Origin of the sequence: Microbacterium sp. AR7-10, from assembly GCF_001878835.1 — a bacterium.
Lineage (GTDB): Bacteria > Actinomycetota > Actinomycetes > Actinomycetales > Microbacteriaceae > Microbacterium > Microbacterium commune.
Genome location: NZ_MJIR01000029.1, coordinates 17,896 through 36,158, shown reverse-complemented (window position 1 = coordinate 36,158; position 18,263 = coordinate 17,896). Strand labels below are relative to the sequence as shown.

17 protein-coding genes are annotated in these 18,263 nt (G+C 66.5%); 10 read left to right on the top strand and 7 right to left on the bottom strand.

Annotation, left to right across the window (positions count from 1 at the left end):
• The first annotated feature begins 87 nt into the window (after nucleotides 1–87).
• The 3 genes from BFN01_RS01605 to BFN01_RS01595 all read left to right on the top strand — a co-directional run bounded on the left by BFN01_RS01605 (nucleotide 88) and on the right by BFN01_RS01595 (nucleotide 3,954).
• Nucleotides 88–1,044 carry an N-carbamoyl-D-amino-acid hydrolase gene (locus BFN01_RS01605; RefSeq protein ID WP_071640837.1) on the top strand — a complete coding sequence of 319 codons (957 nt, stop codon included), beginning with the start codon at nucleotides 88–90 and terminating at the stop codon, nucleotides 1,042–1,044.
• 10 nt (nucleotides 1,045–1,054) lie between these two features.
• Entirely contained in the window at nucleotides 1,055–2,437 is a 1,383-nt protein-coding gene (gene hydA / locus BFN01_RS01600; RefSeq protein WP_083428578.1) for a dihydropyrimidinase, read from the top strand.
• A 65-nt stretch (nucleotides 2,438–2,502) separates the two neighbouring features.
• The gene (locus tag BFN01_RS01595) at nucleotides 2,503–3,954 is read left to right on the top strand and encodes an NCS1 family nucleobase:cation symporter-1 (RefSeq protein ID WP_218161786.1); all 1,452 of its coding nucleotides are present in this window, start codon (nucleotides 2,503–2,505) and stop codon (nucleotides 3,952–3,954) included.
• A 189-nt stretch (nucleotides 3,955–4,143) separates the two neighbouring features.
• On the opposite strand, the gene BFN01_RS15320 is transcribed toward BFN01_RS01595, so the two are convergent.
• From BFN01_RS15320 to BFN01_RS01575, 5 genes are all read right to left on the bottom strand, one after another.
• Entirely contained in the window at nucleotides 4,144–4,281 is a 138-nt protein-coding gene (locus BFN01_RS15320) for a hypothetical protein (RefSeq protein ID WP_177243775.1), read from the bottom strand.
• Nucleotides 4,278–6,599: a phosphoribosylformylglycinamidine synthase subunit PurL gene (gene purL / locus BFN01_RS01590; RefSeq protein WP_071640831.1), complete on the bottom strand. Its 2,322-nt coding sequence runs from the start codon at nucleotides 6,597–6,599 to the stop codon at nucleotides 4,278–4,280. The genes BFN01_RS15320 and purL overlap by 4 nt, the downstream gene beginning before the upstream one ends.
• 72 nt (nucleotides 6,600–6,671) lie before the next feature.
• Nucleotides 6,672–7,619 carry an FHA domain-containing protein gene (locus tag BFN01_RS01585; RefSeq protein WP_071640818.1) on the bottom strand — a complete coding sequence of 316 codons (948 nt, stop codon included), beginning with the start codon at nucleotides 7,617–7,619 and terminating at the stop codon, nucleotides 6,672–6,674.
• A 21-nt stretch (nucleotides 7,620–7,640) separates the two neighbouring features.
• The gene (locus BFN01_RS01580) at nucleotides 7,641–7,946 is read right to left on the bottom strand and encodes a hypothetical protein (RefSeq protein ID WP_071640814.1); all 306 of its coding nucleotides are present in this window, start codon (nucleotides 7,944–7,946) and stop codon (nucleotides 7,641–7,643) included.
• A 63-nt stretch (nucleotides 7,947–8,009) separates the two neighbouring features.
• Complete coding sequence (locus BFN01_RS01575) at nucleotides 8,010–8,495, bottom strand: pyridoxamine 5'-phosphate oxidase family protein (RefSeq protein ID WP_071640812.1); 486 nt, start codon at nucleotides 8,493–8,495, stop codon at nucleotides 8,010–8,012.
• Between the two features lie 497 nt (nucleotides 8,496–8,992).
• Between BFN01_RS01575 and BFN01_RS01570 the strand changes: the two genes are divergently transcribed.
• Genes BFN01_RS01570 through BFN01_RS01555 form a run of 4 tightly spaced genes read left to right on the top strand, consistent with a single transcriptional unit; the run spans nucleotide 8,993 to nucleotide 12,040 of the window.
• A complete protein-coding gene (locus BFN01_RS01570) occupies nucleotides 8,993–9,817 on the top strand; it encodes a hypothetical protein (protein ID WP_071640810.1) in 825 nt (274 codons plus the stop codon).
• Nucleotides 9,817–10,107, top strand: a complete 291-nt coding sequence (locus BFN01_RS01565) for a hypothetical protein (RefSeq protein ID WP_071640808.1) — start codon at nucleotides 9,817–9,819, stop codon at nucleotides 10,105–10,107. Before BFN01_RS01570 ends, BFN01_RS01565 begins: the two co-directional genes overlap by 1 nt.
• Entirely contained in the window at nucleotides 10,104–10,721 is a 618-nt protein-coding gene (locus BFN01_RS01560; protein ID WP_071640806.1) for a PD-(D/E)XK nuclease family protein, read from the top strand. The genes BFN01_RS01565 and BFN01_RS01560 overlap by 4 nt, the downstream gene beginning before the upstream one ends.
• The gene (locus BFN01_RS01555; RefSeq protein ID WP_071640804.1) at nucleotides 10,718–12,040 is read left to right on the top strand and encodes a hypothetical protein; all 1,323 of its coding nucleotides are present in this window, start codon (nucleotides 10,718–10,720) and stop codon (nucleotides 12,038–12,040) included. Before BFN01_RS01560 ends, BFN01_RS01555 begins: the two co-directional genes overlap by 4 nt.
• Nucleotides 12,041–12,061: 21 nt before the next feature.
• On the opposite strand, the gene BFN01_RS01550 is transcribed toward BFN01_RS01555, so the two are convergent.
• Entirely contained in the window at nucleotides 12,062–12,391 is a 330-nt protein-coding gene (locus BFN01_RS01550; protein ID WP_071640802.1) for a hypothetical protein, read from the bottom strand.
• A gap of 36 nt (nucleotides 12,392–12,427) precedes the next feature.
• Nucleotides 12,428–14,968, bottom strand: coding sequence for an excinuclease ABC subunit UvrA (locus BFN01_RS01545; RefSeq protein WP_071640800.1), 2,541 nt, complete (start codon nucleotides 14,966–14,968; stop codon nucleotides 12,428–12,430).
• A gap of 170 nt (nucleotides 14,969–15,138) precedes the next feature.
• Between BFN01_RS01545 and BFN01_RS01540 the strand changes: the two genes are divergently transcribed.
• Genes BFN01_RS01540 through BFN01_RS01530 form a run of 3 tightly spaced genes read left to right on the top strand, consistent with a single transcriptional unit; the run spans nucleotide 15,139 to nucleotide 18,258 of the window.
• The gene (locus tag BFN01_RS01540; protein ID WP_071640798.1) at nucleotides 15,139–16,437 is read left to right on the top strand and encodes an ABC transporter substrate-binding protein; all 1,299 of its coding nucleotides are present in this window, start codon (nucleotides 15,139–15,141) and stop codon (nucleotides 16,435–16,437) included.
• On the top strand, nucleotides 16,430–17,332 hold the full coding sequence (locus BFN01_RS01535) for a carbohydrate ABC transporter permease (RefSeq protein WP_071640796.1): 903 nt from the start codon (nucleotides 16,430–16,432) through the stop codon (nucleotides 17,330–17,332). Before BFN01_RS01540 ends, BFN01_RS01535 begins: the two co-directional genes overlap by 8 nt.
• Nucleotides 17,329–18,258 carry a carbohydrate ABC transporter permease gene (locus tag BFN01_RS01530; protein ID WP_083428576.1) on the top strand — a complete coding sequence of 310 codons (930 nt, stop codon included), beginning with the start codon at nucleotides 17,329–17,331 and terminating at the stop codon, nucleotides 18,256–18,258. Before BFN01_RS01535 ends, BFN01_RS01530 begins: the two co-directional genes overlap by 4 nt.
• Nucleotides 18,259–18,263: the final 5 nt, after the last annotated feature.

Here is an 18,263-nt window from a genome sequence, read left to right as displayed (position 1 = left end):
TTTGTTGAATGTAACAGGAATCCGCCGGCTCGGCTCTCCTAAGGTGATCGGTATCGCAGAGCAGCGAGTGAACATGAGGAGACGCGGATGTCGAAGCGGACGTTCGGCCTGGCAGTGGCACAGGTCGGTGGAATCCAACCCGAGGAGACGCGCGTCGAGGTTGTCGCAAGACTGATCTCGATGATGCGTGTGGCCCACCAGCGTGGTGCCGAGTTGGTGGTGTTTCCCGAGCTGACGCTCACGACCTTCTTCCCGCGATACTGGACCGAGTCTCTGCAAGCGTCCGACCACTACTTCGAACGTGAAATGCCCAGTGGCGAAACGGCTCCGCTGTTTGCTGCGGCTCGTGAGCTGGGCGTCGGGTTTTACCTCGGCTACGCCGAACTCACGCCGGAAGGGCGACGCTTCAACACGTCGATCCTTGTGGATGGTCAGGGCCGCATTACCGGTAAGTACCGGAAGATTCATCTGCCGGGTCACGCTGATAACCGGTCGAACTTGACGCATCAGCACCTGGAGAAGCGGTACTTCGAGGTCGGCGACCTGGGCTTCGGCGTCTTCGAATCTCAGGGCATCAAGATCGGGATGGCACTCTGCAACGACAGGCGCTGGCCCGAGGTTTACCGCGCATTAAGCCTACAGGGCGCCGACCTGGTGGTGCTCGGCTATAACACGCCGCTGGATGTGCCGGGTTGGTCGGAGGAGCCGCACGCGAAGATGTCGACCCATCTGCTGTCATTGCAGGCGGGTGCGTACCAGAACTCGGTGTGGGTGGCAGCTGCGGGCAAGAGCGGTACGGAAGACGGCGTATACATGATCGGTGGGTCCGCAATCGCTGCCCCGTCAGGGGAGATCGTCGCGAAGACCATCGGCGACGAGGACGAGGTCGTCGTAACGCATATCGACCTGGGAATGGCAGAGATGTACCGAGAGAGCGTTTTCGATTTCGCGGCGCACCGGCGACCGGAGAACTATTCGATCATCGTCGACCGGGTCGGCCGGGGGGAACCCGTGCCCGTCCCCGGCTTCGACCGCGAGGCTTGAGGAGATCATGATGAACCGCACGCTCCTTCGAGCAGGGACTCTCGTCGACGGCGGGGGTCGCACGCGAGCGGATCTGCTGATGTCTGATGGGAAGATCGTCGCTATCGGTGACTTCAGCCAGATGTCGACCGAGAATGTTGAGGTCATCGACTGCACCGGTCTCATGGTGCTGCCCGGTGGGGTCGACGTGCACACCCACCTGGATGCGCCTCTCATGGGCACTACGACGGCCGATGACTTTGCCACGGGCACGGTCGCTGCCGCAGTGGGCGGTACCACGACCATCGTCGACTTCGCCATGCAGATCCCCGGGAGCACTCTGACTGACTCGCTCCAGCTGCACAGGGAGAAGGCGAAAGGAAAGGCAGCCATCGACTACGGGATGCACATGTGCATCACCGACCTGTACGACGGCGCGATCGACGAACTCACCGAGGTCAGGGCCGAGGGTGTAAGCAGTCTGAAAGTGTTCATGGCCTACCGTGGCACTCTGATGCTGCACGACGGGCAGCTCTACGATGTGCTGCGCGGTGCGAGTCGGGTCGGCAGCCAGGTATGCGTGCATGCGGAGAACGGCGACGTCATCGATCGGATCGCCGCGGACCTCGTCGCGCAGGGCAAGACCGGTCCCGGGTATCACGAGATCGCCCGGCCGCCCGCGACCGAAGTCGAAGCGGTCGAACGCGCCATTCGTATCTCGAGAATGGCTGATGCACCACTGTACTTCGTACATCTGTCAACGGAGGGCGCCGTCGATGCGGTGGGCGAGGCCCGCATGGCGGGCTGGCCAGTCTCGGCGGAAACCTGCACGCACTACCTGACGCTGGATCGCGACATCTACGATCAGCCGGGTTTCCAACCGGCCAAGGCAGTGCTGACACCGCCGCTGCGCACGTTCGAACATCGCGAGGCGCTGTGGCGTGGACTGAACTCCGGCGTGCTCAGCGTCGTCAGCTCCGATCACTGCCCGTTCTGCTTCGAGGACAAGAAGCGACTCTCGGGCGATGATTTCCGTGCGATCCCCAATGGCGGGCCGGGAGTCGAGCACCGCATGTCGGTCGTGTACGGAAAGGGAGTCGCCACCGGCAAGCTCACGATCGAGAGGTTCGTCGAACTGACCTCGACGATTCCCGCGAAGCAGTTCGGCCTCTTTCCGCGCAAGGGCCACCTCGGCATCGGTGCCGATGCGGACGTGGTGCTGCTCGACCCCGACGGTACCACCCTGATCACGGCCGACACGCAGTACCAGAACATGGACTACACGCTCTACGAAGGCTGGTCGCTTCCCGGAAAGATCACGAAGGTCTTCGCGCGCGGGCGGCTGGTCGCCGACAAGGGGCGGTTCGTGGGGACTGCCGGCCGCGGCGAGTACCTGCATCGCGACGGCCTCTGAGCCGACCACACATCTGACGGCACCCGAGCCGTTCGCTATCCCTACCGATACTGAAGGAGACAATGATGTCCCGCACCATTACAGATTCGACGTCGACGCTCTACAACGTCGACCTCGCACCGGAGTCGGCCTCCGGCACCTGGAAGACCTGGAACCTCTTTGCCTGGTGGATGTCCGGCTGGCACAGCCTCGCTGGGTATTCTGTGGCCATCGGCCTCTTCGCCACAGGTCTCGTCGGCTGGCAGGTGATGATCGCGTTCGTCATCGGTGTGACCATCATCTACTTCGCCAATAATCTCAGTGGCGTGGCAGGACAACGTGAACGAGTCCCGTTTCCGGTGTTCGCCCGCGCCAGCTTCGGCGTACGCGGCGCAAACATCCCGGCCGTCCTTCGCGGCGTGGTTGGCGTGTTCTGGTACGGAGTACAGACATACCTCGCCTCCCAGGCCGTGATGATTTTGTTGGTCAAAGTGTTCCCGGCGACCCTTTCGCTGACAGAGACGTCCTTTCTCGGGTTGTCCGCCCTCGGATGGATCTGCTTCCTCGCACTGTCGCTCGCGCAAGCCCTCGCTCTTGCGAACGGCATGGAGACGGTGCGCAAGTTGTCGGACTTCGCGGGACCGGTGATCTGGATCGCGATGATCGCGCTCGCCGTTTGGATGCTGGCAAGAGCGGAATGGTCGATCGACTTCAATTTCCGCACAGTCGAGACCGGTGGCGGCTTTGTCGGGATGGTGGCTGCGGCGTTCATTCTCGTGGCGTATTTCGGCGGCCCCACCCTCAACTTTGCCGACTTCTCGCGCAACGCACCGACAGCTGCGATGGTACGCCGTGGCAACATGCTGGGCCTGCTCATCAACGCGACAGCTTTCGGGATTGTCTCGATCGTCATCGCTCTCGCTGCCGTCAAGGTGCACGGCTCGGCTGTGAGCGATCCGCTGGAGCTCCTCTACGACCTCGACAACGTCGCGGCCCTTCTCATCGCGCTGGTCGCGATAGCCATCGCCACCGCGGGAATCAACGTCATCTACAATTTCGTGGCGCCGGTGTACGACATCCTTCAGGTCTGGCCACGTAGGTTCACGTTCCGCTCGGCCGGCGTCGTCATCGCCGTTGTCTCGATTCTGATCACACCATGGAACTTGTTCGCCAACCCGGTCATCGTCAATCAGATGGTCGGTGGTGTCGGCGCCCTGATGGGCCCGCTATACGGGATCCTCATGGTCGACTACTACCTGCTACGCGGCAAGTCCTTGAACACACAGGCGCTCTTCGACGATTCGTCGACCGGGGCTTACTGGTACTCGAAGGGATACAACCCTCGGGCGGTAGTCGCGCTATTGGTCGCCGGAGTCGTGACAGTCTGCATGACGCTTCTTCCGCCACTGGCTGCAACAACCGCCTTTACCTGGCCGGTCGGCGTGCTGCTGGCGGGAGGGGTGTACTTCGGGATCGGCCGCACAAAGAGCACCGAGGCGGATCGGACGTCGCCACAAACGGTAGCGGGCGACGCATGACAGGGGAGTGAGATCCCCCGGGTTTCTATGGACGGGCGCAGGGCATCTGGCCAGTCGCTCGGCGAGATGCGCGGCGTCCTCGAAATGGAGGGCGCCGCCTTCGTCGCGCATCAGCGGGAAAGGATAGCCAAGACCGGCTTGGCGAGACCTTCATGGATGCCACGGCCCACCCGGAGAACCCCGCCCGCGTCAGCCGAACAGCAGGGAGAGCACGGTCACCCCGCCGCCGCCCACGATGAGCGCGACGATGGTCACCCAGGCGACGATCCGGATGCGGCGGCTGCGGCGCTCGGCGAGATCGCCGTAGTCCTCGTCGGCCTGAGTCATGCGGAAGGCTCGGTCACGGTCGGTCCGAACACCGCGGGCAGCGTGCCGCGCGAGGTCTCGCGCAACTCGTCGACCGAGACGGTGAAGACGTCCTGCACCTCGAGGGTCGGCTCGGTGTCGGTGACGCCGATGCGCAGCACGGGGTAGTCGCGCCCCTCACACAGGCCACGGAACTTCACGTCCTCTTCGCGCGGCACGGTCACGATCACGCGGCCGGCCGACTCCGAGAAGAGCGCAGTCGCAGCATCCACCCCGTCGCGCTCCATCAGCTCGGTGAGCCAGACGCGTGCGCCGACGCCGAAGCGCATGACGCCCTCGGCGAGGGCCTGGCCGAGTCCGCCCTCAGACAGGTCGTGCGCCGACGAGATCAGCCACTCCTCGCGGGCAGCTCCGAGGAGCCCTGCGAGACGACGCTCGCCGGCGAGGTCGACCTTCGGCGGCAGGCCGCCGAGGTGGTCGTGCACGACGTCGGCCCAGGCCGAGCCCGACAGCTCGGTGGAGGTCACACCGAGCAGGTAGATGTTGTCGCCGGCATCCTGCCAGCCCGACGGGATGCGACGCGAGACGTCATCGATGATGCCGAGCACGCCGACCAGCGGGGTCGGGTGGATGGGCACGTCTCCGGTCTGGTTGTAGAACGACACGTTGCCGCCGGTGACCGGGGTGCCCAGCTCGTAGCATCCGTCGGCCAGACCGTCGACGGTCTGCCCGAACTGCCACATCACCTCGGGGTTCTCGGGCGAGCCGAAGTTGAGGCAGTCGGTGATCGCCGTCGGGGTGGCGCCGGTGACGGCGACGTTGCGGTACGCCTCGGCGAGGGCGAGCTGCGCGCCCGCGTACGGGTCGAGCTGGCAGTAGCGGCCGTTGGCGTCGGTCGAGACGGCGAAGCCGAGACCCGACTCCTCGTCGACGCGCACCATGCCCGCGTCGTCGGGGAAGGCGAGCGCGGTGTTGCCGCCCACGTAGTAGTCGTACTGGTTGGTGATCCAGCTGGTGTCGGCGAGGTTCGGCGAGCCGAGCAGCTGCAGGAACTGCGTGCGCAGCACCTCGGGCTCGTTCGATCGCGGCAGGTCTTCTGCGGCATCCGCCTGCAGCGCGTCGATCCACGTCGGGTACGCGACCGGACGGTCGTAGACGGGGCCGTCGACGGCGACGGTCGATGGGTCGACGTCGACGATGCGCTCGCCCTGCCAGTCGATGATCAGGCGGCCGTCGCCGGTGACCTCGCCGAGCACGCTGGTCTCGACCTCCCACTTGCCGACCACCTCGAGGAACGCGTCGAGCTTCTCGGGCGCGACGATGGCCATCATGCGCTCCTGCGACTCGCTCATCAGGATCTCTTCGGCGGTGAGCGACGGGTCGCGCAGCAGAACGTTGTCGAGCGAGACGTGCATGCCGCTGTTGCCGTTGGCGGCCAGCTCGCTGGTCGCGCACGAGATGCCGGCGGCACCCAGGTCCTGAATCGCCTCGACCAGCTCGAGCTGGTACAGCTCGAGGCAGCACTCGATGAGCACCTTCTCGGCGAACGGGTCGCCGACCTGCACGGCGGGTCGCTTGGTCGGGCCGGCCTCGTCGAACGAGTCGGATGCCAGGATCGACGCGCCACCGATGCCGTCCCCGCCGGTGCGGGCACCGAACAGCACGACCTTGTTGCCGACGCCGGTGGCGTTGGCGAGCTTGAGGTCTTCGTGACGCAGCACGCCGACCGCGAGGGCGTTGACGAGCGGGTTGGCCTGGTAAACGGCGTCGAAGACGGTCTCACCGCCGATGTTCGGCAGGCCGAGGCAGTTGCCGTAGAAGCTGATGCCGCTGGTGACGCCGTGCACGACGCGCGGGGTGTCGGGGTGGTCGATGGCGCCGAAGCGCAGGGCATCCATCACCGCGACCGGGCGGGCGCCCATCGAGATGATGTCGCGCACGATGCCGCCGACGCCGGTAGCGGCGCCCTGGAACGGCTCGATGAACGAGGGGTGGTTGTGCGACTCGGCCTTGAAGGTGACGGCCCATCCCTCGCCCACGTCGACGACGCCGGCGTTCTGGCCCATGCCGACCATGAGCCTTTCCCTCATCTCGTCAGAGACCTTCTGCCCGAAGCGGCGCAGGTAGTTCTTCGACGACTTGTACGAGCAATGCTCCGACCACATCACCGAGTACATCGCCAGCTCGCCCGACGTGGGGCGGCGACCGAGGATGGTCTTGATCTGCTCGTACTCCTCGGGCTTCAGCCCGAGCGCGGCGTAGGGCTGCTCCTTCTCAGGAGTCGCGATGGCGTTCTCGACCGAGTCGGGAACATGCTGACGAGAGGCAGGAGTGGTCACGCGGGCTCCAGAAGAAGAGGGAGGCGGGGCGCGTCCAGTCTACCGGCGCGTCCCGTCGCCCTCCGCCGTGGGTCACTCGACGGCTACGACGCCCTCGCCGCCGGACTGCTCCGGGTCGGCGCCGGGCTCGGTGCGCACCGGCTGCCCCGCGGCCGAGCCGCGATCGCGCATCAGCTGCTCGCGCGGTGGTTGCGGTCGCTGGTAGGCGTACTCGCCGCCCTGGCGTCCGCCGTAGGGGCGACCGTGGTCGGCGTACTCCTCGCGGAAGAACGCCAGCCGCCACCGGCCCATCGTGATCAGCGCGCCGGTGCGCAGGATGCGTCCCTGCTCCTCATCGCCGATGCGCTCCCGATACGCGCCGCCGCCGACCGCACCCTTGGCGTACAGCACGTACTCGTCGCCCTGCTCGTGACGGATCTCGGCGTGCACCGTTTCGAGGCCGGGCAGCACGAGGTCGCAACTCGGCGATGAGCCGATGGTGACCCGGTCGCCGGTGAGGTCGAAGACCTTGGGTGCCACGCCGTCCCACTGCTCGGCATCCACAGTGAAGATCAATCGGGGATGCCCGGCACCCCACGCGTAGTGAGTGGTGGTGATGCGTCGCGGTCGGTTGCGCTGGAAGGTGGGTGCCAGGGGCAGCAGCACCTGAGCGACGTTCGGGATGGGCGGCAGCGCGCGGGTGGACTGGATGCGGCGCACACTGTTCAGCGCGCTCAGCGAGCCGAGTCGCATGTGCGATGAGCCGGTGACGAGACGCGCGAGCATGCTGCGTCGCACGTCGCCCACCTCGATCAGTGGCCCCTGGGGGCCCTCGATGCGCACGGTGAGCCCCTGCGCGGCGAGCTGCTTGGCGAGGGCGTCGACCTCGTGCAGCTGGGCGCGGTGCACGCTCGGAAGACGCTCGGGGTCACTGACGAAGACGTTCACGCGCTTGCCCTGCGCGGTGACCTTCACCGAGAAGGGCGGTTCGTCATCGGTTCCGAGCAGGGCGACCGTGAGGTCGGCGTCGACGGTGATCATGGCCCGTGCCCCACGGAGGCTTCAGCCCGCGGAGGGGCCGGAATCCCGGTCGGTGTACGTGCCGGTGTCGGAGGTGAGGGTGTTGTCGCTCGTCGTCACCCGAAGCGTGCCGTTGATCTTCCAGGTCGCGCGCGGGGCGTCGGGGCCGATGTCGCGCGGCACCTCGACGGTCATGTCGTCGAACGCGTAGTTGACGACGGCGCCGCGACCCGTCAGGAACGACCACATCTCGCGGCCGAGGTCGGTCCAGTCGCCGATCGAGCGGCCCTCGGGCCCGCTGCTCGATCCGAACAGGTCGGAGGAGGAAGAGGAAGTGCTGTCGCTCATGGTCGGCTCCTTTGCCGGTGTCGGTGNNCACCGACACCGGCAAGAGCCGAAGTCGGACCGAGGTCAGAGCTCGACTTTGCCGCTTTCGCCGCCGTCGTACTGCTCTCCCGTGAGCTTCGACTTCACGAAGCTGAACACCGTCGCGATTCGCCCACCCGGGGTGTCCCAGTACTCGGCCGACTCCGCCGTGAAGCGCACGAGGCCCACGTCGGGGTCGTCGGATCCGTCAGGGAACCAGGCTTCGACCATCGGGTTCCACAGCTCGTCGATCTTCGAGCGGTCGTCGACCAGCCATGCCGTGCCGGAGAGCGAGACCCACGCGTCGTTCGAGCTCATCGAGACGTTCACGTCGGCATCGGCGGCGAGCTCTGCCGCGGGCGACGAGCTCTTCGAGATCAGGAACCACAGATCGCCGTCGAACTCCGCCTCCTGCACGGTGAACGGTCGAGACACGAGCTTGCCGTCGGCCTTGCGGGTCGTGAACATCGCGAAGCGGAAGTCCTTGATCAGTTCGGCGACCTTCTCGCGGTCATCGGTGGTGTCGGTCATCGCCTGCCCCTTCCTGCCGCCCGCCGGTCGCGGGTGGCGTGAGCTCTCACGATGCCTTCGTCGGGCCGTGGGATCGAGGGGGTTGTGGTGCCGCGCGGGCTGGGTTACGCCGTCGGGTCAGAGACGGATGCGTGCCCCGTCGCCGACCGCTCGTCTGAAAACGCGAACTCCGTACGATCCCGGACGGCAGTTCGCTCATTCCGGACGCCCGGGTTTCCCAGACTGGGATCGTGTTCCCGACTTCACTTCACGCGCACCTCGTGCGTCCCCGAACGCGGCACGGCTGTGCCCTGACACCGGACGACTTCGTGTTCTTCCGCGCTGACGGACGGATCGGCTGGCGAGCCGCATCCAAAGTCGCCGGCGCCCAGCACATCCAATACGAGATCTGGGATACGAACGCGCATACGCGAAGCGCGCCGTGCACGACGGCGATGCATGGCAGCATCCGCGTGGATGGCGAGGAGAACGCCCTTCCCCACCCCTACCGAAAGTCCTTGAGACGAAAAGCCGCTCTGCAGGACTGGTACGACGCGATCCTGCTGGAGGAGGCACAGCGAGAGGCGAGCGCACGCAGTGCCCGGCGCTGGGGACAGGATGAGATCTCCAGCATGATCAAGCGCTCGTCCATGGGGATCTCGGCGTACGGCGCCCACGAGGTCGCCGTCGACTCGCTCTCCGCCCTGTCAGCACTGCAGGTATGGATAGACGAGGCCCTATCGGGCACGCAGGTGCGGGTGACGGCACTCTCGCTCACGGACTTCCCCTACGTGCGAGGTGAGATGCGGGAGGGGCAGCTGCTGCAGAAGATGGACGGCGACGGGGCGGTCGGCTACCTGCCGCTCGTGGTCGCGACCAATCAGGATTCAGCGGTCGCCTTCGCCCAACGTGATGGGCACCTCCCCCCTGTACCTTCGGCGACCATCCGGATGTCGGGCGGCACGCTCATCCGCTGGTGGGCTGACGCGGTGCTCTCGTGGTCTGCGGTGGACCGAAACAGCACCCTGAGTCGCGACGGCGACGGGCGTCCTACCCCCGGTGACTGGATTCTGCTCGGGGTTGAAGGGACCGACGTCGCTCTGCCGGTGCCATGGGGCAGCTCGAACCTGCTCATAGAGATCGACGACGACGGGGCGCTGGTCGAGATCTCGGTGCCGCCGAGCGCAAGGCGCGAGCAGCACCATCGCCGCCGCGCAGAGTTCGAAGACAGGTGGGGGCGATGGCTCGACGAGGAGCACAACCTCACGCGGGAAGAGCTCGAGGCCGGCATCCGGCGCGCCGAAGCCGGACTGCGTGCCGTGCTCGCGATCGAGGAGGACTGATGGCCACGCGCTCGACCGTGGAAGACGACGTCATCGGCATCGACGACAGCGACGGTGAAGACCGTCCACGCGGGTGCGCATGGGATGAGAGCGTCTGCACCACCACGCCGGAGTACCGCATCGGGCGAGGCGGACACGTCGGAGAAGACGACGACCCGCTCGAGCCCGAGGTTCAGGTTTACTGCGGACGCCACTACGCGCTGGAACTCGCGCGACTCACCGAGGTGCATCTGCACGACTGCGCTGCGCCCGCTTCTCATCATGTTTCGCACTACGGGAGGGTTGCATGAGCAGCTTCAATCAGGATGACACCGTCATCGCACGGGTACTCGCAGATCTCATCACCGGCGACAGCAGTCGCCTGGTCGGCGAGATCCTGCGTCCGGTGCCCAATTTCTGGGACATCGTCGACTACGGCGCGAGCGCGGGTGAGACCCGGTACAGCAAGATGGTGGGCTGGCTGCTCGACCCGCAGGAGGACCACGGACTGGGAACGTTCTTCGCCTCCCGCTTCGTGCAGACGGCGCTGCAGAAGATCGCGCAGGCCTTCGTCGTCGAGCACGGGATCACGTCGATCGGCGAGTTCGAGGAGAAGTTCGGTGCGGTCGTCGGCACCGTGATCCTCCCCGATCCCGCCAATCCGTACGACGGCACGGCGCTGCTGTACGACCCGGACCATCACCCCTACAGCGCATCCGACGCGAAGCGGTACAAGAGGACCGAGATCGACATGCGCGACCGCATCGGAGCCATCACCTTCGATGACGGCAAGCGCTACCGCGTGCACTGGAACCTCGGACACCGACGCCCCGGCCGGGTCGGCGTGATCGCGCACCTGCCTGTCATCCGTCACTTCCAGCAGACCGGCGATCCCCAGGTCTATCCGATCGCGGACGCCTCGTGAGGGGGCGTTCGGTCGACGGGGGCTCGGCCTGGTGGCGTCGCCCGTGGTTCTGGGGGCTGGTGGTGCTGCTGTCTCCCGTCGCGGCGATGCTGGTCTGGTCGCTGGTCGTGCTGGTGTGGATCGGCCTGCACACTCTCGCCGGTCTGCCGCTGCCCCCGGCCATCGAGGAAACCGTTTCCCTCGGCGCCGTCGGCGACACCTTCGGGGGTCTGCTCGGCCCCATACTCAACACCCTCGTGCTGGTCGTGACCATCTCAGTGGCGCTCGGGCAGCGTCGGCATGTCGTCGCCGAGCGGGAGGCGAACGTCGAGGTCGCGGATCGCGCTCGCGCTGAACAGGTGACTGCCTGGGTCGCGGAAACCGCTCACTCCGATCAGCAGGGGAGTTATCTGGGCGTGGTGGTCATCAACAACGGTTCGACATTGGTGCGCGATGTCGACCTGGTGGTCACCGTGAAAAATGGCGAATCCCCTCTCGAACTGCGCAATCGAGAAGCGGTCATCCCTCCCGGCACATGGTTTCTGCCCATCAACCGCGCTCATGCCGAGGACCGCGGTGAGCCCATGTCACCGACGCCAGGGTCGGAGCCGAGCAGCGATTGGGCCGCAGCAGTGGCCGTCGACACGAGCGGCCACCTGCGGGTCGATCTGCCGGATGACGACCGGCCGCGGGCGCCACTGACCTCGCACGTGCTCGGCGTGCATCTGCCGATCACGGTGAACGGTCAAGAGCGTCCCTACTACGAGGTTCAGCTGCTGCGCTTCACTCTCGACGGCGCGCAGTGGTGGCGCGACAGCGGAGGCCGGCTCAGCCGCAGCATCCCGCCGGCCGAGGCGGCGCGGACGGCGAACTGGCAGAGCGAATTCTCGCCGCTCGCCTCGGTTCCTCGCCCTCCGTCCGAGGGCCCGAAGCAGATCCACCGAAAGGACCCGGGCGTGCAGAGCTTCATCTCGCAGTTCGCGGCACGCCTGACGGGCCGGGATGCGGACGCCATCTCCCGGAACGTCCGCTACGCGACCGCGGAGCCGCTCCGCGGAGTGGGGATCGGGGCGCTTCGGATCAGCCGTGCAGGCCAGGGCATCGCGTTCTACGAGAGCGATTCGCCCGACGCACCGACAGTGCTGTGGCTCTCAGGCAACACGAATCGAATGCCGGCCGTCATCGACTTCGTGGAGGAGTGGAGAGAGCGTGCCGAGCGTCAGTCGGTCGGTCCGCTGATCTCGGAGCTGGTCGACTACAAGGACCCGATCGCGATGGCTGACAAGTTCGTCGCTCGTCTGCCGCGTCATCTCGCTGGGGTGGTGCCCGCCTCCGCGTGACCGCGCCGGGCCGATCCCGGCTCAGAGCCGGATGTACGCCGCGCCCTCGAACTGCGCATCGGTCAGGGCGACGATCGCGGCGGCGACGGTGCGGATGCCGGGCTGCAGGTCGTCTTCGGTGATCTCGTGTGCGCGCATGCCGCCCTCGCACGCCTCGATCGCGGCGCCTTCAGGCAGGCTGTCGATCGCGAGGGCGTCGGCGCCGCGCGTGACGCCGGTGATCGCCGGCCCGTTGACGATGATCCGGATGCGGTGCTCGGGGCAATCCTTGTGCAGGATGCGCGCCGAGTTGATCGAGCGGGCGACGTCGGCGGGGTCGGAGGTGACGTGGATCACGACGGTGCGGGTCATACCGGCATCCTGTCACCGGATGCGGGGCGCGCGGGCTCAGCGCGCGAGCGCGGTCGCGAGATAGGGAGCGGTGCGGCTGCCGGATGCTGCGGCGACGGCATCCGGTGTTCCCGTCGCGACGATCCGCCCGCCCGCGTCGCCGCCCGAGGGGCCGAGGTCGATGACCCAGTCGGCGTCGGCGACGACGTCCATGTCGTGCTCGACCACGACCACCGTGTCACCCGCGTCCACGAGCGCGTGCAGCTGCGCGAGCAGCAGGCGCACGTCGGCGGGGTGCAGTCCGGTCGTCGGCTCGTCGAGCAGGTAGAGCGTGTGCCCGCGGCGCACTCGCTGCAGCTCGGTGGCGAGCTTGATGCGCTGCGCCTCGCCGCCGGACAGTTCGGTGGCAGGCTGGCCGAGGCGCAGGTATCCGAGCCCGACGTCGAGCAGCGCGCGCAGGCTGCGCGCCGCCGCGGGGATCTCGGCGAGCACGTCCGCAGCCTGCGTGACGGTGAGCGCGAGCACGTCGGCGATCGAGTGGCCGTGCCAGCGCACCTCAAGCGTCTCGTCGTTGTACCGGGCGCCGTGGCAGGTGGGGCAGCGGCCATAGCTGCCGGGCAGGAAGAGCAGCTCGACGGCGACGAAGCCCTCGCCCTGGCAGGTCTCGCACCGGCCGCCGGGCACGTTGAACGAGAACCGGCCGGCCGTGTACCCGCGTTCGCGGGCGAGGTCGGTGCGCGCGAACGCCGTGCGCACCGCATCGAACAGCCCGGTGTAGGTGGCGAGGTTCGAGCGCGGCGTGCGGCCGATGGGCTTCTGGTCGACCCGCACGAGCCGGTCGACGAGCTCGAGCCCGTCGGTCGATCGCACGGTGAGCACGTCGATGTCGGACGGTGCGGTCGCCTCGGCGATCCCCGGTTCATCGGAGTCGGTCTCGTCTTCTGTGGGGTCGGCGGCCTCGGCATCCGGATGCAGGTGATCGCGCACCACCTCGTGCAGCACCCGGCTGACGAGGGTCGACTTGCCCGAGCCCGAGACGCCGGTCACGGCGACGAGCGTCTGCAGCGGGACGGCGACGTCGACGTCGTCGAGGTTGTGCAGCCGGATGCCGTCGACCCGCAGCCACCCGGCCGCGTCGCGGCGCTCGCGCGGGGCTGCGTGCTCGCCCTGCGCGGAGGGGAAGAGGAAGGGGCGGGTGAGGCTGGCATCCACCTTCTCGAGACCGTCGACGGGGCCGCTGTAGAGCACCTCGCCGCCGCCCTCACCGGCGGCGGGGCCGACGTCGACGACCCAATCGGCGCGGCGGACGACGTCCATGTTGTGCTCGACGACGAACACCGAGTTGCCCGAGCGCTTGAGCTGCTCGAGCACCTCGAGCAGCGGCTCGGCGTCGGCCGGGTGCAGGCCTGCCGAGGGCTCGTCGAGCACGTAGACGACGCCGAACAGTCCCGACCGCAGCTGCGTGGCCAGGCGCAGGCGCTGCATCTCTCCGGGGGACAGGGTGGTGGTCACCCGACCGAGGCCGAGGTAGCCGAGGCCCAGGTCGCAGAGCACGCCTATGCGGGCGCGCAGGTCGGCGGCGATCGCGACGGCCACCTCGGTGCGCTCGCCGCTGGCCGCGGTGGGCAGCGCCGAGCCGGGGTCGGTGATCTCGGTGGTGGGGCGCAGCACCTCGGCCAGCTCGGTCATCGGCAGAGCGTTCAGCTCGGCGATCGAGCGCCCCGCGAAGGTGACCGCGAGAGCTTCGCGCCGTAGCCCGGTGCCGTGGCACAGCGGGCACGGGCCCGAGCGCATGAAGCGCAGCACCTTGGCCCGCATCATGGCGCTCTGCGAGTCGGCGAGGGTGTGGAAGACGTACTTCTTCGCGCTCCAGAAGCGGCCGTTGTAGGGCTTCTCGATGCGGTCGCGCTGCGGGATGATCTGCACGACCGGCTGCTCGTCGGTGAACAGCAGCCAGTCGCGGTCGGCCCGCGGCAGGTCGCGCCAGGGACGGTCGACGTCGTAGCCGAGGGTGATGGCGATGTCGCGCAGGTTCTTGCCCTGCCAGGCGCCGGGCCAGGCGGCGATCGCGCCGTCGCGGATGCTGAGCGAGGGGTCGGGCACGAGCGAATCCTCGGTGACATCGTGCACGACGCCCACGCCGTGGCAGCGCGGGCAGGCGCCGGCGGCGGTGTTGGGCGAGAAGGCGTCGGAGTCGAGGCGCTCGGTGACGCCGTCGGGGTAGGTGCCGGCGCGCGAGAGCAGCATGCGCAGCGAGTTCGACAGCGTGGTGACCGTGCCGACGCTGGAGCGCGAGCTGGGTGCGCCGCGCCGCTGCTGCAGTGCCACCGCGGGCGGCAGTCCGGTGATCGAGTCGACGTGCGGGTCGTGGCCCTGCTGGATCAGTCGACGCGCGTACGGAGCGACGGATTCGAGGTAGCGGCGCTGCGCCTCGGTGAAGATCGTGCCGAATGCGAGCGACGACTTGCCCGAGCCCGAGACACCGGTGAAGGCGACGATGCGGTCGCGTGGCATGTCGACGTCGACGCCGCGCAGGTTGTTCTCGTGGGCGCCGCGAACGCGGACGAACGGATCGGCGGCCGGGGAGGTGTCGAGCATCCGGACGAGTCTAGTGATGGGCCGTCCGACGTTGGCGACTCGGCAGAGTTTCCGCGCCAAACCGATATCGGCGCTTGACGCGATCCGATCTCCTCTCTACTCTGGACAACTGGACAGACCAGTTAGCCAAATGAGTGGCTGCGGGCTTCGTGGAATCAAAGGAGATTCAGATGCACAAGCGCACGATCATGCGGGGGCTCGGCTTCGCTCTCGCTCTCGGCCTCACGGCTGCGGGCACCGCGGCGTGCTCATCGGGAGATGCGACGACGGACGGCGACGCGGGGGGCGAGCTCAATGTGCTCTTCCCCCAGACCCACGCCGGTGCGTCCGAGATCCTCAAGGAGAAGTTCGAGGCAGCGAATCCGGGAGTGACGGTGAACGTCACTCTCGTTCCATATGACGAGCTTCAGCAGAAGGCCACGCTGGACGTTCAGTCCGGCGCCGCCGAGTTCGATCTTTTCGACTCGTGGTACACCGAGATCGGCGCCCTTGCTGACGGCGATGTCATCGTCCCCGTGGACGACCTGATCGAAGAAGCAGGCGCTGAAGACTTCATCCCCTCGATCCTCGACGCCTACTCTCTCGTCGACGGGACTCGCTACGGCGTACCCTTCGACGGGGACACAGAGGTTCTCTTCTACAACAAGGAGATCCTCGAGCGGAACGGCGTTACACCGCCAACCACGTGGGACGAGTACGCCGATGCCGTCCAGAAGATCACCGAGGCTGAGAAGGGCGAGGGTGTCTACGGGGCTGCGGTGATGGGTCAGCAGACTCCGATCATCCTGATGTCGACGTACGCCAACCGCCTTGCCGGCTTCGGCGGCTCATTCCTTGACGAGGATGGGCATCCCGCCCTCGACACCGAAGCCGCGATCGGGGCAGCGAAGGCGCTCAAGGATGTCTCCGAGTACGCGATGCCTACGCCATTGGAGACGGGATTCGATCAGGCACTCCAAGCTTTCCTGTCGGGCAAGGTCGGGTTCATGGAGTTCTGGACCGACCTAGGAACCTTCGCCCAGGATGAGTCGCAGTCACAGATCGTCGATAAGTGGGGTGTGATGCAGCTCCCCGTCGGTGGCGACGCCGAGAAGAGCCTCGCGGCCCTGGACGCGGGATTCACGCTGACGCTCTCGTCATCCGCGAAGAACCCGGAGCTCGCGCGCGAGTTCATCCTGTTCGCGACCAGCGCCGAGACCAACCTCAGCCTCATCACCACTTACGGCACAGGCATCGACGCCAACCGGCTGTCGACGCTGAGCTCTGACGAGTACAAGGAATTCAACCCGCAGGTGCAGGAGGCCGCTTCCGCATCGCTCAATGGCGTCCTGACGTGGCCGACCATCAAGCAGGCGCCTGAGCTTTTCCAGTCGCTCACCGACGCTCTGGCGACCATGATCTCGTCCGACGGTGACCCCGCTGAGACGATGAAGCAGGTGCAGAGCGAATGGGAGTCGGTCCTTGACTGACAAGACTGCTCCTGGGGTGAGCAGAGCGAACCGTCGCATCGGGTGGCTGTTTTCGACACCCGCGCTCGTCGCTGGCCTCGTCGTCACGGTATACCCGCTGATATATCTTCTCGCCTCGAGCGTGTCGCGGTCGACTCTCGGAAAGCCGTTCCAGGACTTCGTGGGTGGTGAGAACTTCGCGACCGCGATGGCGGACGACACGTTCACCGGCGGCCTGATCCGCACGACCATGTTCGCGATTGTCACCGCGCTGTTCCAGGTGGCACTCGGGCTGGGCGTCGCATTGCTGATGCGACAGCTCACCCGAGGGCAGAACGTGATCCGTACGCTGATCCTGCTTCCGCTGCTCACGCCTCCGGTCATGGCTGCGGTGGTCTGGAAGCTGGTGCTCGCGCCCAATGGAGGTCTCCTCAACTCCGTTCTGCTGCAGCTGGGGATTGTTCAGGAGCCCATCTCACTGCTCGGTTCGCCGTTCTGGGCGATCGTGATGGTGGCTATCGCGGATTCATGGCAGTGGACCCCGTTCGTGGCGCTGATTATCTACGCGGGTCTGCTGGCTCTACCTGAATCCGTCTACGAGGCAGCGCAGATCGATGGAGCAGGACCGTGGCGCGGCTTCTGTCACATCACGTTCCCGATGATCACGCCGGCGTTGATGTCTGTGCTCTTGATCAAACTGATCATCTCCTTCAAGATCTTCGATCTCGTCTACGTCCTCACCTCGGGTGGACCCGCCGATTCGTCGATGCTTTCCGGATTCTTGATCTTCCGAACAGCGCTGCGCGAGTTCAATGTCGGCTACGCCGCGGCTCAGACGCTGCTGTTTGTGATCGTCGTAACCATTGTCACGATTCCCGTGACGATCATTCGCAAACGGACGAGGTGGGAACAATGAGCAGCAGCACGCTGCGGTCGATCGCTCGCCGCACGACTGACACCCCGACGACCGCCCTCATCACTACAGCTCGCGGCAACCTGCCCCGGCGCCGAGAGGCGGGTCGTGGCTCCCGTAAGTTGTATGCCAAGGCAGGGCGGGGCGCGCTATGGGTCATGGTGCTGTTGGGCACTCTCGTGCCCATCGTCTACCTGTTTACTCTGTCCTTCACGCCGCAGGCGCAGATTGCGACGGGTCAGGTCTTCCCAACCGAGCTCACTTTGCGGAACTGGTCCGCTATGTGGGATCGGATGCCGATCTTGCTGTACGTGCTCAACTCCGTCATCGCCGCCGTGCTGGGCTGCGCACTGTCCCTGGCCATCGCCACATTTGTTGCCTTCGCGATGGCTCGGTTCCGCACCGGCGGCGGCTTCTTGCCCCTCTACGTCTTGGCGAGCTTCGTGGCACCTCCGGTAGTTGCGGTCGTGCCGCTGTTCTTCCTGCTTCGGGGGATGGGACTGATCAACAGCCCGTACGGGTTGGCCCTCATCTATGGCCTGGTCAACGTCGCCGTCGCCGCGGCACTCCTCGAACCGTTCGTGGAGCGGATCCCGGCCGAGCTCGAAGAAGCGGCGCAGATTGACGGCGCTGGCCCGATGCGCACCATGTTCAGCGTGGTCGTTCCGCTTCTCATGCCCGGGCTCATCGCCACCGGGATCATCATTCTGATCCTGAACTACAACGAGCTGCTGTTCGCGCTCACCGTGCTGCAGAAGAACGATGCGCAGACCCTCCCGGTTGCAATCTCACTGTTCCAGGGAGACCGCGGCGTGCAGTTCGGCCAGATGGCGGCCGCATCCATGGCGGCCATCATTCCGGTGTACATCGCCGCTGTTTTCATGCAGCGCTACCTCGTCGGTGGCCTCACCAGCGGGGCAATCAAGTAAGGGGG